Annotated in this window: 15 protein-coding genes; all 15 read left to right on the forward strand. The window is 61.0% G+C overall.

The window, feature by feature from the left end; all coding sequences use genetic code 11:
- The first annotated feature begins 172 nt into the window (after positions 1-172).
- Positions 173-979 (forward strand): DUF1460 domain-containing protein, encoded by an 807-nt coding sequence (locus JNK74_24870; protein MBL7649422.1) that lies wholly within the window; start codon positions 173-175, stop codon positions 977-979.
- A gap of 84 nt (positions 980-1,063) precedes the next feature.
- The gene (gene zwf, locus JNK74_24875) at positions 1,064-2,539 is read left to right on the forward strand and encodes a glucose-6-phosphate dehydrogenase (GenBank protein MBL7649423.1); all 1,476 of its coding nucleotides are present in this window, start codon (positions 1,064-1,066) and stop codon (positions 2,537-2,539) included.
- A gap of 73 nt (positions 2,540-2,612) precedes the next feature.
- On the forward strand, positions 2,613-3,284 hold the full coding sequence (locus JNK74_24880) for a 6-phosphogluconolactonase (GenBank protein MBL7649424.1): 672 nt from the start codon (positions 2,613-2,615) through the stop codon (positions 3,282-3,284).
- A 47-nt stretch (positions 3,285-3,331) separates the two neighbouring features.
- Positions 3,332-4,420, forward strand: a complete 1,089-nt coding sequence (locus JNK74_24885) for a DUF481 domain-containing protein (GenBank protein ID MBL7649425.1) — start codon at positions 3,332-3,334, stop codon at positions 4,418-4,420.
- A gap of 120 nt (positions 4,421-4,540) precedes the next feature.
- Positions 4,541-5,581: a hypothetical protein gene (locus tag JNK74_24890; GenBank protein ID MBL7649426.1), complete on the forward strand. Its 1,041-nt coding sequence runs from the start codon at positions 4,541-4,543 to the stop codon at positions 5,579-5,581.
- A 232-nt stretch (positions 5,582-5,813) separates the two neighbouring features.
- Complete coding sequence (locus JNK74_24895) at positions 5,814-6,758, forward strand: ABC transporter ATP-binding protein (GenBank protein MBL7649427.1); 945 nt, start codon at positions 5,814-5,816, stop codon at positions 6,756-6,758.
- Positions 6,758-7,609 (forward strand): ABC transporter permease subunit, encoded by an 852-nt coding sequence (locus JNK74_24900; GenBank protein MBL7649428.1) that lies wholly within the window; start codon positions 6,758-6,760, stop codon positions 7,607-7,609. The genes JNK74_24895 and JNK74_24900 overlap by 1 nt, the downstream gene beginning before the upstream one ends.
- Before the next feature lie 3 nt (positions 7,610-7,612).
- A complete protein-coding gene (locus tag JNK74_24905) occupies positions 7,613-9,052 on the forward strand; it encodes a hypothetical protein (protein MBL7649429.1) in 1,440 nt (479 codons plus the stop codon).
- A 99-nt stretch (positions 9,053-9,151) separates the two neighbouring features.
- Positions 9,152-9,820, forward strand: coding sequence for a YggS family pyridoxal phosphate-dependent enzyme (locus tag JNK74_24910; GenBank protein MBL7649430.1), 669 nt, complete (start codon positions 9,152-9,154; stop codon positions 9,818-9,820).
- 83 nt (positions 9,821-9,903) lie between these two features.
- Entirely contained in the window at positions 9,904-10,920 is a 1,017-nt protein-coding gene (pheS, locus tag JNK74_24915; GenBank protein ID MBL7649431.1) for a phenylalanine--tRNA ligase subunit alpha, read from the forward strand.
- 2 nt (positions 10,921-10,922) lie between these two features.
- Positions 10,923-13,319 (forward strand): phenylalanine--tRNA ligase subunit beta, encoded by a 2,397-nt coding sequence (locus tag JNK74_24920; protein MBL7649432.1) that lies wholly within the window; start codon positions 10,923-10,925, stop codon positions 13,317-13,319.
- A complete protein-coding gene (locus JNK74_24925; protein MBL7649433.1) occupies positions 13,316-13,612 on the forward strand; it encodes a hypothetical protein in 297 nt (98 codons plus the stop codon). Before JNK74_24920 ends, JNK74_24925 begins: the two co-directional genes overlap by 4 nt.
- The gene (gene zapA, locus JNK74_24930) at positions 13,609-13,905 is read left to right on the forward strand and encodes a cell division protein ZapA (GenBank protein MBL7649434.1); all 297 of its coding nucleotides are present in this window, start codon (positions 13,609-13,611) and stop codon (positions 13,903-13,905) included. Before JNK74_24925 ends, zapA begins: the two co-directional genes overlap by 4 nt.
- A 160-nt stretch (positions 13,906-14,065) precedes the next feature.
- Positions 14,066-15,337: a Gfo/Idh/MocA family oxidoreductase gene (locus JNK74_24935; protein ID MBL7649435.1), complete on the forward strand. Its 1,272-nt coding sequence runs from the start codon at positions 14,066-14,068 to the stop codon at positions 15,335-15,337.
- Entirely contained in the window at positions 15,330-16,214 is an 885-nt protein-coding gene (locus JNK74_24940; protein MBL7649436.1) for an NAD(P)-dependent oxidoreductase, read from the forward strand. The genes JNK74_24935 and JNK74_24940 overlap by 8 nt, the downstream gene beginning before the upstream one ends.
- Positions 16,215-16,233: the final 19 nt, after the last annotated feature.

Here is a 16,233-nt window from a genome sequence, read left to right on the forward strand (position 1 = left end):
AAATTTGGCGCTACGTCAACAGCTAACTATCTGCTACACAAACAATTGCAAAGAATCGAAAACTGGGGATCACTCAGCGCTCCCCGCCCCGAATTCTGGATTGTTCCACGCGTCATGATATTATAGGCGGCGTAGGGCGCAGCCGGCGTATCGCCAGGAAATTACACTTCGTATGAGTTCATGGATATCAATTCTCTTAAGTGTTCTTGGCGCAGCCATTTATGAGCAGACGCCCTCGGAGACCGATGCCTACCTGTCGAAACTCCAGGGGGCGGATTCCAGCTTTGCGCGGCGACTCGAGCGGGTTATTCAGGATAGCGTGGGTACGCCGTATCACGATGGTCCCCTCGGCGAAGGCCCGAATGCACCCTACGACGCCGATCCGCTCATCGACCTGAGCCGAGTCGATTGCGTGACCTTTGTCGAGCAGAGCGTCGCCCTGGCGAGCGCTTCGAGCCTCGCTGAAGCGACCGACCTGCTCCAGGGATATCGCTACAAGGACGGCCAGGTGGACTTCCTCCACCGGAATCACTTCATGCTGGTGGACTGGACCCCGAACAACCCCTGGTGTCTTGAATCGACCGCAAAGCTCGGCATAGAAACGAAAAAGTTAACTCGGACCATCAGCAAAGCTGCCTTCTTTCGCCGAGTGAAAGCCCCGGAACTGGGGCAAGACATACCTGATCGGGATGTGACGGTCAGTTACATACCGATAGACAAGGCAAAGGCCGTGGCGCACGCCATTAAGGAACCCTCCCTGATCGTATTTATTGGTCATGTAGACTGGTTGTTTGCCCTGCACTGCGGCATCTTTCTGCCCGACGGGGCCGGTTCGGGAATGCTCTATCACGCCAGTTCCGCCGCCGGAAAAGTGGCCCCGATGAATCTGGAAAGCTACGCGGCAAGTCAATCCAGGCGCTACCTGGGCCTGGCGGTTTACGAGATACGCGATCCCAGCCTTTCCCAAACCGGAAACTGATACGTCCCGCATGGCCCACGTGCTAAAATGGCACCTTGATCACGCGTAAATTGCGCCTTCGGGCGCCGGAAGGACTTAGAGAAAATGACTCAGACCATTGAACGTTCGCATCCACTCGCCGTGGTGGTAATCGGGGCATCGGGCGATCTCGCATTGAAGAAGATTTTTCCAGCGCTTTTTGCGCTTTATTGCCAGGACCTGCTGCCCGATACATTCCATATCGTTGGTTTTGCCCGCAGCCCCATGTCCCACGAGGAATTCCGCAACCGCGTGGAAGAGCGCCTGACTTGCCGGTATGTGCCGGGGGAAAAATGCGACGAGCGCATGCAGAACTTCCTGGCCCGCTGCACGTACGTGTCCGGCAACTATGACTCCCCCGAGTCCTTCCAGCAGTTGCACGCGGAGCTGGACAAGCTGGATCCCGGCCGCATGGAGAACCGTATCTTCTATATGGCCATCCCGCCCTTCCTGTTCCTGGATGTGGCCCACGCCCTGCGCGATGCCCAACTTGTTTCCCAGGGCTCGGACAGTAACTGGAGCCGCGTGGTTATCGAGAAGCCCTTCGGCAGCGACCGCGCCTCTTCCGACGCGCTCACCCACAGCATGTGCCAGGTATTCAACGAGGCCCAGACCTACCGCATTGACCACTATCTGGGCAAGGAAGTGATTCAGAACCTGCTGGTTCTGCGCTTTGCCAATCTGATTTTCGATCCCATCTGGAACCGGAACCACATCAAGAATGTCCGGATCACGTGGACAGAAAATCTGAGCCTGGAAGGTCGCGCGGGTTATTTTGACCAGTACGGCATCATCCGCGACGTCATGCAGAACCATCTGCTCCAGATGCTCTCCCTCGTGGCCATGGAGCAGCCCGTGGCGCTGAATTCCACCTATGTGCGCGACGAGAAGGTCAAAGCGCTCCGCGCGGTGAAGCCCCTTACCCTCGACGATCTGGTGGTGGCCCAGTATACGGCGGGCGTTTCGGGCGGCAGGCAGCATTTCGGCTATCTGGAGGAGAAGGGCACCCCGCCGGACTCCATCACCCCGACCTATGCGGCGGCGGTGCTTCAGGTGAACAGCCGCCGCTGGGCCGGCGTCCCCTTCCTGCTTCGCGCGGGCAAAGGCCTGGACGATTCCAAGACCGAGATCCGGATTCGATTCCGCAGCATGCCGGGCAACATCTTTGCTGACGCCGCCAAGGGACTTCCGAACAACGAACTGGTGATTACCGTGCAACCCGATGCGGGCCTGACCCTGCGCATTGTGAACCGCGTGCCCGGTCTGGGTATCCGGCTGGACGAAACCAAGCTGGACCTGCGCTATGCCTCCGCATTCGAGGGCACGATTCCCGACGCCTACGAGTCTTTGATTCTCGATGTGATCCAGGGGGACAAGAGTCTCTTCATCCGCGCCGATGAGCTGGAGGCCGCCTGGGACATATTCACGCCCGTTCTGCACGAGTTGGAGGCGAAGCGGGTCAAGCCGGAGACCTATCCCTTCGGCAGCCATGGCCCGGAAGCGGCCAACGCCCTCGCGGCGCGGTTCAACGCCAGTTGGTAATGGACGGCACTTGGTCGAATGAATGAAGCTCCCGCTTGGGCGAGACCAGCGGGACCGATTGACAGGATATGAAATGACGATTGCAGTACGAGATTTCGATTCCAAGGCGGACCTCTTGACGGCCATGGAGGCCCTCATGCGTGAAACGCTGACGCGGACTTCGGACACGCGCTTCGCCCTTATGATCTCCGGCGGTAACACACCGCTGCCGGTCTATGCCGCGATAGCCGCCGCGCCCGTTCTCGCCAGTCCCAACGCCTGCATCATGTTCGCGGACGATCGGCACGTTCCCGTGGATTCTCCCGAAAACAACTATGGCAACGCCAGGGCCATGATCGACGCGCTGGCCTTGAAGCCCGGCAACACGCTCCGGATTTACCCCGAATTCAGCCTGGAAGAGTCCGCCGATCGCTATGACATCGATCTGCGCACCTTCCTGAAATCCGGCGGCACGATTCCCGTGGCCCTGCTGGGCCTGGGCGCCGATGGGCACACGTGCTCGCTCTTCAACGACGACGACCTCGAGCGTTGCGAGGGACGCCTGGCGGCCCCCGCCTACAAGTCCACCCCGCCCGATCGCGTTACGGTCAGCCCCGAATTGCTGTCCCGTTGCGGGCGAGTCATTTTCGTGGCCGCCGGCGAGGACAAGCGCGCCATGATCCAGGCCCTCGTGGAAAAGCCCCTCACGATCACGGCGGGGAAAGCGGTGGCCGGATGCAATTCCGTGGAAATCTGGCGGGCTTGAGTCCCGCCACCGGTATGCCGATGTAATGTATTGATTGGACCAGCAGCATGGCACACTCTTTCAGAATAAGACTGGACAAGGTCCTCCGGGGACTGCTGGTCGTGTGTGCGATGGGACTCGCCGGGGTCGCGCACGCCGACCTGCTGGTGACCGCCAGTGGCGAGTCACTCTCCGGCGAGCTGACCCGGGTCAAGGATGGGATCCTTGTATTCCGGACCTCCCTCAAAGGCCAGATGATGCTGCCCATGTCCGAGGTTAAGTCGCTGGCCACGGAAAGCGTCTGGGTCGTCACGGAAACGGGCGGCGCGGTCCACATAGGCCGATTCGTTGCCGAAGGCGTCGAGGAGTCCGCTGGTGAAGGCGCGGCCCCCCGGATCTCCAATTTCCCCCTCACGGCGGTGGATTCCGCCCGACCCGCGCCCCGGCAGGGCTCCGGGACCGAGCCCGCGGACACCGGGTGGTCCGGCGAGGTCGGCGGGGGTGTCCGGGCTTTTGAAGGTACGCGCGACGGCGTGGCCCCCCAATTGCGGCTTGGCCTCAAGAATCGCGGCGATCAAATCAATACTTCCCTCCAGCTTAACTTCGACGCGGACGGAGAGGACACCCTGCCATCCTATTTCAAAGGCAGTTTTGACATCACCGAGTCGACGGAGGAGTCCTGGGCGCCTTTCGTACAGGCTCTCGTGGAACGCAATACGAATGAGGCCCTGCAGATCAGAACCGGTCTCACCGTGGGGATGCGCTACCGCTTTGACGCGTCCAGTGGAGCGGCCCTGGAAGGGCTGGCGGGAATCGGTGTCGGCTACGGTGAATGGGGCGGCAAATATCTGGACCGATCACGGCCCATCAAGTCCGTCGGCGACCGGGACCAGTCTGAGCTGAACGTGACGTTGGGGCTCCGCTATTCCCGATCAATCTGGGGCGGCGCGGAATGGAGCAGCGGTGTATTCCTTCAGCCAAGCCTTACCGATGCGGACGACTTTCGCGCCGGGGCGGCCTCCTCGGTGGTGTATCCCGTCACCAATCGCCTGCACCTGCGCCTCGAGATGCTGATGAACTACGACCATCAACCCGAACTTTCGGCGTTGGACCAGATGGACACCAGCGTGGGGGCGAGCATAGAATTGAATTTTTGAGGCGCGGTGGCTTCGGAACCCGCGCGCCGACGAATACAATCGAGCGGGCGTTGGGCCGGGCGGGTTCCGCCGGAACATACCCCTTGACGAAAAACCCATCGGGACACAGGCATCATCGCTATGAATTCTAAGAGAGCACTTGCGGGTCGTGGGGCGGAGATTGCAGTGGGGGCGACCTACCTGCTCGCCGCCGGACTCAAAGCCTGGGATTTCAACCGTTTCATTGGGCAGATTCTCGCCTATCAGATTTTCAGTTCGACGGAGGCCTTGACCGTTGTCGCCTTTACGACGCTGACGCTGGAGACTTTTCTCGGGCTTTCCATGGTGCTGGGCAGCCCCTGGCGTCGGCAGGTCCTGACGGCGAGCGCGGCCATGCTGCTCTTTTTCACGGGCCTGATCGTGTATGCCTGGCAGGTGCACAATCTGAAAGACTGCGGCTGTTTCGGGAAAGTCCCCATGACGCCGCCGGAGGCGATTGCAAAGAACCTGGTGTTATTGGCCCTGACCGCCCTGGCCTGGTATGGCCTGGAGGCGGGGGACAAGGTTGCGGCTCCCGTGGCCAGAATCAAGCTACGCACCCTCGGGCCCATCGTGCTGGCCCTGCTGGTCTGCCTGGTCGCCTTTCCCCAGGTGGGCGGTACCTTCGAGGCGGAAAACGATGGGCCGGTCGCGCCCGCCCCGGAACTGCCGACGGCCGCCGCCCAACCCGCCGACGAGGTCGGAGTTTTCGCCGCTTACCGTATTGTCCCCGAATATGGAGATACCATAGACCTGGCCCAGGGGGACTATCTCGTCGCCCTGCTGAGCATGACCTGCGAGCACTGCATGGGGGAAGTACCCCAGATCAACGACTACACGAACCAGGAGACCCTCCCGCGCGTGGTGGCCATCTGCCTGGAACCCGAGGAGGGCAGCATGCGGAACTTCCAGGATCTGACCGGTCCGCTGTTTCCCATGCACTCCGTGGGCAACGACATGCTGACTTGGGCGAAGATCTGCAGCGGCGTTCCGCCCCAGCTCTGTCTTGTTCGCGACGGGGTGGTATTGAAGACCTGGAAGGACAAGATGCCGCCCTCGGAGGAGATAGTGGCGGCGCTTGGGGAGGGGGTAAGTGAGGAAACTGCGGAAGCTGCGCAAGGGGCCGAATCGGGAGCACTTTGATACTTTGCATAATTTACAACGGTTTGTTATCATCTCCCGGCTGTGTAACGATGGGCGGTCTGTGAAGAGCAGCGGATGCCAACTTCGTATGTCGCACTTGTATGCAGTGTGGATTCATTCAAGTTTACATGTTGAAGGTAGTTTGTAGTAACGGGAATGTCCCTCCCAGGCGGCCTGTCTGGCCTGAGCGCCCGGCACGCCGTACTCCCAACCATACGAAAGGCCTCATTCTGTGTCTGTAGTTATTGAAACGAAGGGACTATCTAAGATCTACGAGAGTTCCTTCCGTGGGCAGGATGTCCACGCATTGAAGGAGCTCGATCTCAGCGTGCGCGCGGGCGAGATCTTTGCCTACCTCGGACCCAACGGTTCGGGCAAAACCACCACCATCAAGATGCTGCTGGGCCTGATCTTCCCGACGGGCGGCTCCATCGAGATCCTCGGACAGACCGATATCACATCGGCCAAGGTGCGCCGGAATATCGGGTATCTGCCTGAAGGGGCCTATTACCCCGACTTCCTTCGGGGCGAGGAAATTCTCCGATACTACGGCCAGCTCTACGGCCTTCGTGGCGCGGAGTTGACCCGGCGCATCGACGAGGTGCTGGAGGAAGTGGGCATGACCCACGCCCGCAGGCGTCTGCTGCGGGGCTATTCCAAGGGCATGCGCCAGCGCATCGGCCTGGCCCAGGCCCTCATCAGCGATCCTCAGATCCTGATTCTGGACGAACCCACCACGGGCCTGGACCCCATCGCGCGCAAGGAGATGCGCGACATCCTCGCCCGCCTTCGCGATCGGGGCAAGACCCTGATGATCTCCAGTCACGAATTGCTGGAAGTGGAACTGATCAGTGATCGCGCGGGTATTCTCTATCAGGGTGAGCTCCAGAAGCTGGGCACCATCGACGAACTCCTTACCGATCGCGACGTTACGATCATGGTGGAAGGGGCCTCGGAGGATGTGTTGAGCAAGCTGGCGGGCCGGGGAATCACGGCCGAAGACAAGGTGGAGGGCAAGCTCGTCCTCCGCGTGCCCAACGACCTGAGCGTCTACGACGCCCTGGCGCTGTGCAAGGACCACGCCCTGAACCTCCTGAGCGTGGCCCCCCGTCGTGAAACCCTGGAAGAACTCTTCGTCCGTACCGTCGGCGAAGCACAAAATCGGAGTAAAGCCTGATGTCGGCTGTATTGGATTATATGCGCGGGCCTTGGTGCATCGCTGTTTATACGTGGCGTGAAGGTATCCGCAAGAAGACCCTGGTGGGTTTCCTCATCTTGAGCTTGCTCGTCATTTTCGGCGCGAGTTTCATGTCCGCGTTCCTCGATCAAACCACGGTCGGCAACGCCGAAACCGATCTGGACCTTAAACTTATCAAAGATATCTGCGTGACGACGATTTCGATCTTCGGCATGCTGATCACCATCTTCATTTCCGCCTCCGTGGTGCCCAATGAAGTGGAAAACAAGGTCATCTACACCGTGCTCTCCAAGCCGGTTCGCCGCATGCAGTACCTGCTGGGCAAGTTCATGGGCGTACAGATGATCGTACTCGCCAATCTCCTCTTGATGGCCGGTCTCTTCTTTGCCGCCATCTGGATCAAGCAGGAAGCCATGCCCACGCTGCTGCTCTGGTCGGTCCTGCTGACCTACTTCGAGTTCCTCGTGGTTTCCGCCTTCACCTTTGCCGTGTCCTGCACGTCGACCTCCGCCGTACTTCCCACGATCGCCGGTCTCTTCATTTACATGACCGGCAACCTGACGGAATACCTCAAAGACGTGAACAACCGTTCGCGCGAAGCGACGGACTTCTTTCAGCGTTTTGTCGGGCAGGCGGCGGAATGGCTCTACAACATCCTGCCGAATCTCCAGAAGTTCAGCCTCAAGAACTACATTCTGGACCTGCAGCCGAACGATCCCCTGCCGAGCGAGATGATGGACCAGATCCCCAATCTCATTCTGTATGGTCTGGCCTACGCCATTGCCGGCTATGTCATTGCGTACTGGGTATTCCGGCGCAAGGAGCTGTAAGGCATGATGAACAAGCACCCCAACATCACACTCGGGCTGCTGCTCGCTCTCTTCGTCGCCCTCGGCGCGATACAGGGACAGCGCCTGGATCGCTTGTTTGAGGCCGACGCCTTCTACAAGTGGATCATCGCGGCGGCTACGGACGAGCGCTACGGCTGGGCCGAGGCCCTCGAACATGCGGATCCCGCCCTCTACAAGGAGGTGGTGGCCGTCGCCGATCCGTTGCTTCAAGACGCGAAAATGCCGGAAGGCGAGCAGGACGCGATCAGCCGCCTGAGCAAATCGCTCCAGGAGCGTGAAAACGATAAGCTCGTCTACGAACTGGCGAAGGGGAATGACCTCGCGCCGTTTCGCGCCCAGTTTCTGGAGAAGCTCCGCGGGGGCGACCTGTACTACACGAAGGACCTTTCCTATTCCGCCGTCATGAGCGGCATGGAAGGGGAAGGCTCGGTCAGTATATTCAACCTCTTCTTCGGGTTCCGCAAGGTTGCCGCCAACTTCATGTGGCTGCAGGTGGACCGCTACTGGCACATGGGCCATCTCTACAAGATGGTTCCCCTGATGAAGACCTGCGTTCTTCTCGATCCGAACTTCATCGACGCCTACCTGCTGGGCGCCTGGCACCTGGGCTACAACGCGACGGCGGCCATGGAGTATACGCCGATTCCGCTGCGCGTGTGGAGCGACAAGTATCAGGACTGTCTCGGCGAGCAGGAGAAGTATTACTACCTCGCCATCGACTTCCTGAAGGACGGCATCCGCAACAACCCCCGAAACTACAAGCTCTTCTTTGACCTTGGGTTCGGCATGTATCGGGAAAAGTTGAACGATATCGACAACGCCGTACTCTACCTGTCTGAAGCGGTGCGTCTGCCCCACGAACGGTGGGTGCCCCGCATGCTTTACAAGTGCCTGGAAGAGCAGGGCGAATACGAGAAGGCGCTGGACGGCTGGAAAGAGAACCAGAAGCGTTTCCCGGAGAACGATGTTAACGATCGCTCCATGGAGCGTCTGGCCGGGCTTATTGCCGAGCGCCGGGCGGCCCAGGCGCTGGAAAAGGCCAAAGTAACCCAGGATGAAGCCGAACGAGCCCGGTTGATTGCCGAGTCTGAAGCTGCCGAAAAAGAGGCCTACGACATCTGGGTCAAAATGGATGAGCCCTACGCGCTGGCGCGCAAGCTCCGCATCGATGCGATCAACCGCGCCGAGGAGGGCCTCTACCTGGAAGCGGTAAGCTACCTGGACAAGGCCCGCTTTGAAGTGGGTTCGCTCTTTGACGAGTTGTCCGACCTCATTATCAAGTACAAGCAAGCCGGCGGCCTGCCCCTTTCCGTTTCGGAGAAGAAGGCCCTCGTTCGCGACGAAGAGAGCGTGGCCTGCATTGGCATGCCGGAAGCAGAGAAGCAGAAGCGTGTCGAAGCGTTGAAAAAGCGCCGTTCCTGATACGATTCCCACAAGTTCGGAGTACGAGCGGGTGAGCCGGTTGGCAGTCAACACGGCTCACCTGCTTTACCGTTTACCCGTGTTGAAGCTCCCAGACATTTGAGTACGTTCTCCCAGATAGAGTTCAACCTGCGCGATATTCGCGCCCGCGCCGCCGCCGCCGCGGAGCGCGCGGGCCGTGACCCGGAGGGGGTTACCCTCATCGCCGTGACCAAGTCCGTCGGTGTGGATGAAATTCGCGCCCTGCGGGATCTCGGTCTCCGGCACTTTGGAGAGAATCGCGTGGAGGTGGCCCGGGCCAAGCGGGAGGCGCTGGCGGATTCCGAGCTGGTCTGGCACATGATTGGGAACATCCAGCGCAGGAAAACCCGGGACGTGCTGGAGGTATTTGACCGGATTGATGCAATGGACCGCCTATCCCTTGCGGAAAGCATTCAGACCCGGTGCCTGGAGCTGGATCGGTGTACGCATGTCCTGGTGGAGGTTAACGTATCCGGAGAGTCGCAGAAGCTGGGTGTTTCGCCAAGCGAGTTGCCGGGGTTGCTGGCGGCGATGGCGCCGCTGGATCGGGTTCGGGTGCGTGGTCTGATGACCATGGCTCCCTACGATGCCACCGCCGCGGAAATCGGCGGGATATTTAACCGGCTCGCCTCGCTCGCGGCGGATCATCGACTGCCCGACGTGAGTATGGGCATGAGCAACGATTTTGAATTGGCCATTGAGGCCGGGGCCACCGAAGTCCGCATTGGCAGCGCCCTGTTTGAATAAATGACGAGTTGAATTCGAGGAAGCGTTGCCGGCCCGCACGGACGAGCGATGAGACGAATCGATACTGGCAAGGAAAGATCAAGATGAAAGACCAACTCGAGGCCCTGCAACGAGAGGCCCTCGACAGCATCGCCGGGGCCACCGAACTGGACGCGCTCGAAGCCGCGCGCGTTAAATACCTGGGCCGCAAGGGCGCCCTCACGGAAATACTTCGTGGGCTCGGGAGTGTGTCCGCGGAAGAGCGACCCGCCATGGGGCAGGCCGCGAATGTGGTGAAAGACGCCATCGGCGCGGCGCTGGACGAACGCAAGGCGCTGCTCTCCACGGCGGCGGAGTCGGCCCGTGAGTCGAGCGAAGCGGTTGACCTCACCCTGCCCGGACGCCAACCGCGTCGGGGCCACATCCACATGGTGAATCAAGTGACCGAAGAGATTGTGGAGATCTTTGCCGCGCTTGGTTTCCAGGTGGCAACCGGTCCGGATATAGAGACGGAATATTACAATTTTGACGCGCTGAATACCCCCGCCGACCATCCGGCGCGCGACTCCCACGACACCTTCTTCGTGAAGCCGGGTGTGGTGCTGCGTACCCACACCTCGCCGGTGCAGATGCGGGTCATGGAGCAGGTGAAGCCGCCCGTGGCCGTGCTGGCGCCGGGGCGCGTCTATCGCGTGGACTATGACGCGAGCCACAGCCCCATGTTCAACCAGATCGAGGGACTCCTGGTGGACGAAGGCGTGACCTTTGCCGATCTGAAGGGCACCCTGATGCACTTCATCCACGAGATGTTCGGCAAAGACACCAAGGTGCGCTTCCGCCCGCACTTCTTCCCCTTTACCGAGCCTTCCGCCGAGGTGGACATCAGTTGCACCATCTGCAAAGGCTCGGGCTGCCGCCTGTGCAAGCACAGCGGGTGGCTGGAAGCCCTCGGCTGCGGCATGGTCCACCCGAAGGTCTTCGAATACGCGGGCTACGACTACGAGAAATATTCGGGCTTCGCCTTTGGCCTGGGCATGGACCGGATCGCCATGCTGCGCCACGCCGTCCCCAGCATTAACCATCTTTTCGATAACGACCTTCGCTTCCTGGAGCAGTTCTAGTCATGCGCGTTTCCCTGAATTGGCTTAAAGAATATGTAAACATCGATGTTTCCTCCGAGGAACTCGCGCACCAGATGACCATGCTCGGTCTGGAGATTGAATCCATCGAGCAACTAGGCGGCGACATCAAGGATGTTTTTGTCGGCCAGATTCTGTCCATAGAGCCCCACCCGGACGCGGACAAGATCGTGGTCTGCCAGACGGATGTGGGCGGCGAGACAGCCCTTCAGATCTGTTGCGGCGCCAAGAATATGAAGGTGGGGGACAAAGTCCCCACCGCCGTTGTGGGCGCCAGCCTGCCCGGCGGCTTCGAGATTGCCCGGCGCAAGATGCGGGGCGTTGAATCCCAGGGCATGATGTGCGCTTCGACGGAGCTGGGGCTTCCCAAGGGCGAAGACGGTCTGCTCATCCTCGATCCCTCCGCCCCGGTTGGCATGAACATCAAGACCCACCTCGGGCTGGATGACACGGTGCTCGAGATCGAAGTGACGCCGAACCGGGCCGACTGGGCCAGCATGATCGGCGTAGCCCGCGAACTTGCCGCCTTGTACAACACCGAACTTCGCATTCCCGAAGTCAGTGTCGCCGAAGAGGGAAGCCCCGTCGAAGGGCAGACCTCCGTCACGGTTGAGGCGGCCGATCTCTGTCCGCGCTACATGGGGCGGGTACTATCGAACGTCAAGGTGGGCCCGAGCCCCGAATGGCTCTGCAAACGTCTCATTGCCGCCGGGCAGCGTCCGATCAACAACATCGTGGATATCACCAATTTCGTGCTTCTGGAAACGGGCCAGCCGCTCCACGCCTTCGATCTCAATAAGCTCGCCGAAAACTGCATCGTGGTGCGGCGCGCGAAAGCCGGTGAGACCATCAACACCCTCGACGGCGAGAAACGCAACCTGGCGGAAGACATGCTCGTCATCGCCGAAGGAAAAGATCCACAGTGCGTAGCGGGCGTCATGGGCGGCGCGGACAGCGAAGTTGACGAAGGCACCACCACCATATTCCTGGAGAGTGCCTTCTTCCACCCGGCCTCCGTGCGCAAGACTTCCCGCGGCCTCGCCCTCATCTCCGAGTCGTCCCAGCGCTTCCAGCGCGGCGCGGATCCGGAAATGGCGGCCTATGCCCTCGATCGCGCGGCCCAGCTTATGGCCGAACTGTCCGGCGCTGAAGTGGCGCGGGGCGTCATCGACGCGTACCCTGTCCCCTTCAAGCCCCGCGAAGTCACCCTGCGCTTTGCCCGAACACTTCGTCTGCTCGGTGTGGATCTTGCCGCAGAGGTGCAGTGCGGCTTGCTCCAGCGCCTGGGCCTGGAGGTCATCGCGCGCAACGACCATGAGGCTACGTTTCGCGTTCCCCTTCGCCGCCACGACGTTTCCATGGAGGCGGATCTCATTGAAGAGGTGGCCCGGCTTTACAGCTTCGACAACATTCCCGTCACGCTGCCCACGGTACGCCGCTGCGAGAAGGTCTTCGCCCCGGAAGAAGCGCGCATTCGCGCACTGCGACATTTCCTGGCGGGGCTCGGCCTGACCGAGCTCTACAACTGGTCCTTCAGTTGCCCGGAAGATGTCGCCAGGGCCGCGCTTCCGGCCGAGTATGCCAATATGGTGGTGCTGCAGAACCCGCTCTCGGAAAAGCAGGCAACCATGCGGTCCAGTTTGCTGCAGGCCCATCTGGGCAATGCCGCGCGCAACCTGAACTACGGCGTGACCTCCATCGCGGGCTTCGAGATCGGGCCGGTGTACGTTCCCGCCGATGGCGATGCCCTGCCTTCGCAGGCGCGACGTGTGGGCATTGTCCTCGCGGGCAACGCCGCTGCCGCGGACTGGTCCCAGAAAGCGCGTCCCGCGGACTTCTACGACCTCAAGGGTCTGGTGGAAGCCGTGCTCGCCGAATTCGGCGTGTCGGCGAAGTTTGAGGAGACCGACTTTCCCACGTTCCAGAAAGGCCAACGGGCCGCCATCGTGGCGAACAAGAAGACTATCGGCTACCTCGGCAAGGCCGCCTCTGCCGTGGTTCGTGCCTTCGACACGGAGGGTTCGATCTACCTGGCCGAGCTTGACCTTGACGTCCTGCTGGGATCGCGTCCGGCTGCGTCGCAGTTTGCTCCCGTGCCCACGTTTCCGCCCTCGGTACGCGATCTGGCGGTCGTCGTGGATGCCGCTGTTCCAGCAGGCGGTCTGCGCGACATGGCATCCCAATCGGGCGGCAACTTGCTGCGTGCCGTAGAAATCTTTGATATCTTTACGGGCCCCCAGGTGGGCGAAGGCAAGAAGAGCGTCGCGCTGAACCTCGTGTTTCAATCAAATGAACGCACCCTTACCGACCAGGATACGCAGAAGGCCTTCGACAAGATCCTCAAGCGTCTTCAGCATGAATACAAGGCGGAACTTCGGTGAATCCTCTGGTCAAGACCTACCTCCAGCAGATCGAGCAGTCCATCGCCGGGCTGGGGGAGGTCTTGGCCGAGCGCCGGAGCGAAATCGCGCGCCAGCAGGAAGCGCGCGACCGGCTCCAGCAGCAGGTCTGGAGCAAGAGCAAGGAAATGGCGGTGCTTCAGGAGGCTGCCGCCGATTATGAGGCCCTCCGCCAGGCAAACGAGCGCTACCGGGATCGTCACGCTCAATTGGAAGAGCACCTGAAGAAAGTGCTGGCCTACACCCGCGCGCTCGCGGAAGAGGTGCGCCAATGAGCGATGAATTCGTGCAGGCCAGGGTAGCCAAAGTAAACCTGCGCCTTCCCATCTACCGCGACCGCCAAACGACCCTGACCATTGCCGATGAGGTGACGGCCCGTGTCGCCGCGATGGAGGCCGAGGCCGGACGTATCGACAGCCAGGCTTTTGCCCTCCAGGCCGCCTTCGCCTACGCCGCCGAGCTTCACGCGGAGAAGGCCGAGCGCGACGCGGACACACGGGAACTGCTGAAGGTTCTGGATCGAATCGCGGGGCAACTGGCGCGGCTGCTTGAAGAGAATGAAGAATAGTGAATTGGGAATGGCGAATTGAAGAATCGCCCGTACTCTGTTGAATTTCCTAATTCACTATTCTCAATTCGCAATTCGCAATTCGCAATTCCCACTTTGGGTGTTGCATCATGATCGCCTTGACCTTTTCTCATCTTCCAAGCGTAGGAGAGCAGCAGCGATGGGTATCACACGAAGAGAAGTTTTGAAGGCGGGGGCCGCGGGGGCGGTGGCGTGGTCTGTGGCGCGGGGACCGGCGGCCTATGGGCAGGATCGTCCCTGGCGCCATGCCGTGATTGGCATCGGGGGCCAGGGCACGAATCACTTGAATGGATTCGCGAAGACCGAGGGCGTGACCATCGTGGCCGCATGCGACGTTGATCCCGAGCGCCGGACGAAGGTGGAGGAATGGTGGAAGGACAAGTTCGACGCAAGAATGTACACGAACTTTCATGAGCTCCTGGCCGATCCGAACATCGACAGCGTCTCCATAGCCACACCGGATCACTGGCATACGCCGGTGGCGCTCCACGCCCTCCTGGCGGGAAAGCATGTCTATGTGGAGAAGCCCTGCTCCCACAATATCCATGAGGCGCTGGTGCTCGACAAGCTCGCCCGGGACACGGGGCTCTGCGTGCAGCACGGCACCCAGCACCGCAGCGGCGAGGGACCTATTGAGATGGTCAAGCTGCTTCGCGAGGGGATCATCGGCAAGGTGCGCATGGCCAAGGCCATCAACCACCAGCTCCGCGGGCCCATCGGCCGCGAGCCCGACAGCGAAGCCCCGGCGGGTGTGGACTATGACATGTGGCTCGGGCCCGCGCCGAAGCGTCCCTTCTCCAGGAATCGCTGGCACTACAACTGGCATTGGCACTGGGACTACGGCACGGGCGATACGGGTAACGATGGCGTGCACCAGATCGACGTGATGCGCTGGGGCATGGGCGTCGACCTGCCCAACCGCTGCACCTCCGTTGGCGCCCAGTTGTATTACGACGACGACCATGAGACGCCCGACACGCAGACGGCGATCTTCGAGTACGACGACGTCCATCTCATGTTTGAGATGCGGCTCTGGACCAACTACAAGCTGGCGGGCCACGACAACGGCGTATTCTTCTACGGCGACAAGGGTACCCTGGAGATCGGCCGCGAGGGGTGCTTCATTCAGCTCATCGGCGAGGAGCGCAAGCGCATGGGCGACTCCCACAACTTCACGGCCAACGTCGCAAACTTTGTGGCTTGCGCCAAAGCGGGCACGCCGGACAAGCTGAACGCGCCCATCAGTGAAGGCGTGAAGTCCACGATTCTGTGTCACCTCGCCAATATTGGCACCCGGGTCGGCCGGCCCCTGACGTTGAGCCCGGATAAATCGAGCTTTATCGGCGATGACGCGGCGAACAACCTGATCGCCCGCACCTATCGCGAGGGCTATGAGCTCCCCAATGCATAACGGAATGGAACAGCGCCCGGTGGGCCTGATCGGGCTCGGTTTGCTCGGAAAGGCTATCGCCGGGCGCCTTCTTTCGGCCGGTATGACGGTGACCGGTTGCGACGTTGCCCAGCGCGCCCGGGACGAGGCCCAGGCGCTGGGGGTCACTGTCGTGGAGGATCACCACGCGGTGGCGGCGACGTGCGGCGTGATCGTGTTGAGCTTGCCCACCTCTGAAATCCGGCAGGCGTTGCTTTGGGGTGGTGGCGGTCTTGCGAAATCGTTGCCGGAAGGGGCACTGCTCCTCGACACCACCACGGGACGTCCCGAGGACACGGAAGTGGACTGGGCCCGGCTCAATGCCCTCCAGATCGACTTTGTTGATGTATGCGTTCTCGCGTCGAGCGCCCTCGTGGCACGGGGCGAAGCCGTGTTGCTCGTGGGCGATGCCGAGTCTCGCGCCGGGGGCTATGCACCGCTCCTGCGGACCTTTGGACGGCAGATATTCTATCTGGGCAAAGCTGGCGATGGGAGCCGCATGAAGCTGATGGCCAATCAGGTGCTGGGACTGAACCGCCTCGTACTGGCGGAGGCCCTGGGGTTGGCGGAGCGTTGCGGACTCGATCTGGAAATGACCCTCGACGTGCTCAAGTCCGGTCCGGCTTCATCCCAGGTCATGTTCACCAAGGGAGCCCGCATGATCGCGGGGGATTTCACGCCCGAGGCTCGACTCGCGCAGCATGCGAAGGACGTGGGCCTGATCCTGGAAATGGGCGAGCGGTGCGGCGCGAAGTTGCCCCTCAGCGCGCTGCACCGAGAGGTGCTGAACCAGTTGATCGATTCAGGCCACGGTGGCGAAGACAATTCGGCAGTGGTGCGGGCCTTTAAGCAAGAATAGGATTCCAGCGTGGCATCCC

Source organism: Candidatus Hydrogenedentota bacterium (genome assembly GCA_016791475.1).
Taxonomy (GTDB): Bacteria; Hydrogenedentota; Hydrogenedentia; order Hydrogenedentales; family JAEUWI01; genus JAEUWI01.

Bases quoted from the DNA above. Each gene is read 5' to 3' on its own strand.
- zwf (MBL7649423.1), top strand. From the start codon at position 1,064: ATGACTCAGACCATTGAACGTTCGCATCCACTCGCCGTGGTGGTAATC.
- JNK74_24935 (MBL7649435.1), top strand. From the start codon at position 14,066: ATGGGTATCACACGAAGAGAAGTTTTGAAGGCGGGGGCCGCGGGGGCG.
- JNK74_24920 (MBL7649432.1), top strand. From the start codon at position 10,923: ATGCGCGTTTCCCTGAATTGGCTTAAAGAATATGTAAACATCGATGTT.
- JNK74_24870 (MBL7649422.1), top strand. From the start codon at position 173: ATGAGTTCATGGATATCAATTCTCTTAAGTGTTCTTGGCGCAGCCATT.
- zapA (MBL7649434.1), top strand. From the start codon at position 13,609: ATGAGCGATGAATTCGTGCAGGCCAGGGTAGCCAAAGTAAACCTGCGC.
- pheS (MBL7649431.1), top strand. From the start codon at position 9,904: ATGAAAGACCAACTCGAGGCCCTGCAACGAGAGGCCCTCGACAGCATC.
- JNK74_24900 (MBL7649428.1), top strand. From the start codon at position 6,758: ATGTCGGCTGTATTGGATTATATGCGCGGGCCTTGGTGCATCGCTGTT.
- JNK74_24880 (MBL7649424.1), top strand. From the start codon at position 2,613: ATGACGATTGCAGTACGAGATTTCGATTCCAAGGCGGACCTCTTGACG.
- JNK74_24890 (MBL7649426.1), top strand. From the start codon at position 4,541: ATGAATTCTAAGAGAGCACTTGCGGGTCGTGGGGCGGAGATTGCAGTG.
- JNK74_24905 (MBL7649429.1), top strand. From the start codon at position 7,613: ATGATGAACAAGCACCCCAACATCACACTCGGGCTGCTGCTCGCTCTC.
- JNK74_24940 (MBL7649436.1), top strand. From the start codon at position 15,330: ATGCATAACGGAATGGAACAGCGCCCGGTGGGCCTGATCGGGCTCGGT.
- JNK74_24885 (MBL7649425.1), top strand. From the start codon at position 3,332: ATGGCACACTCTTTCAGAATAAGACTGGACAAGGTCCTCCGGGGACTG.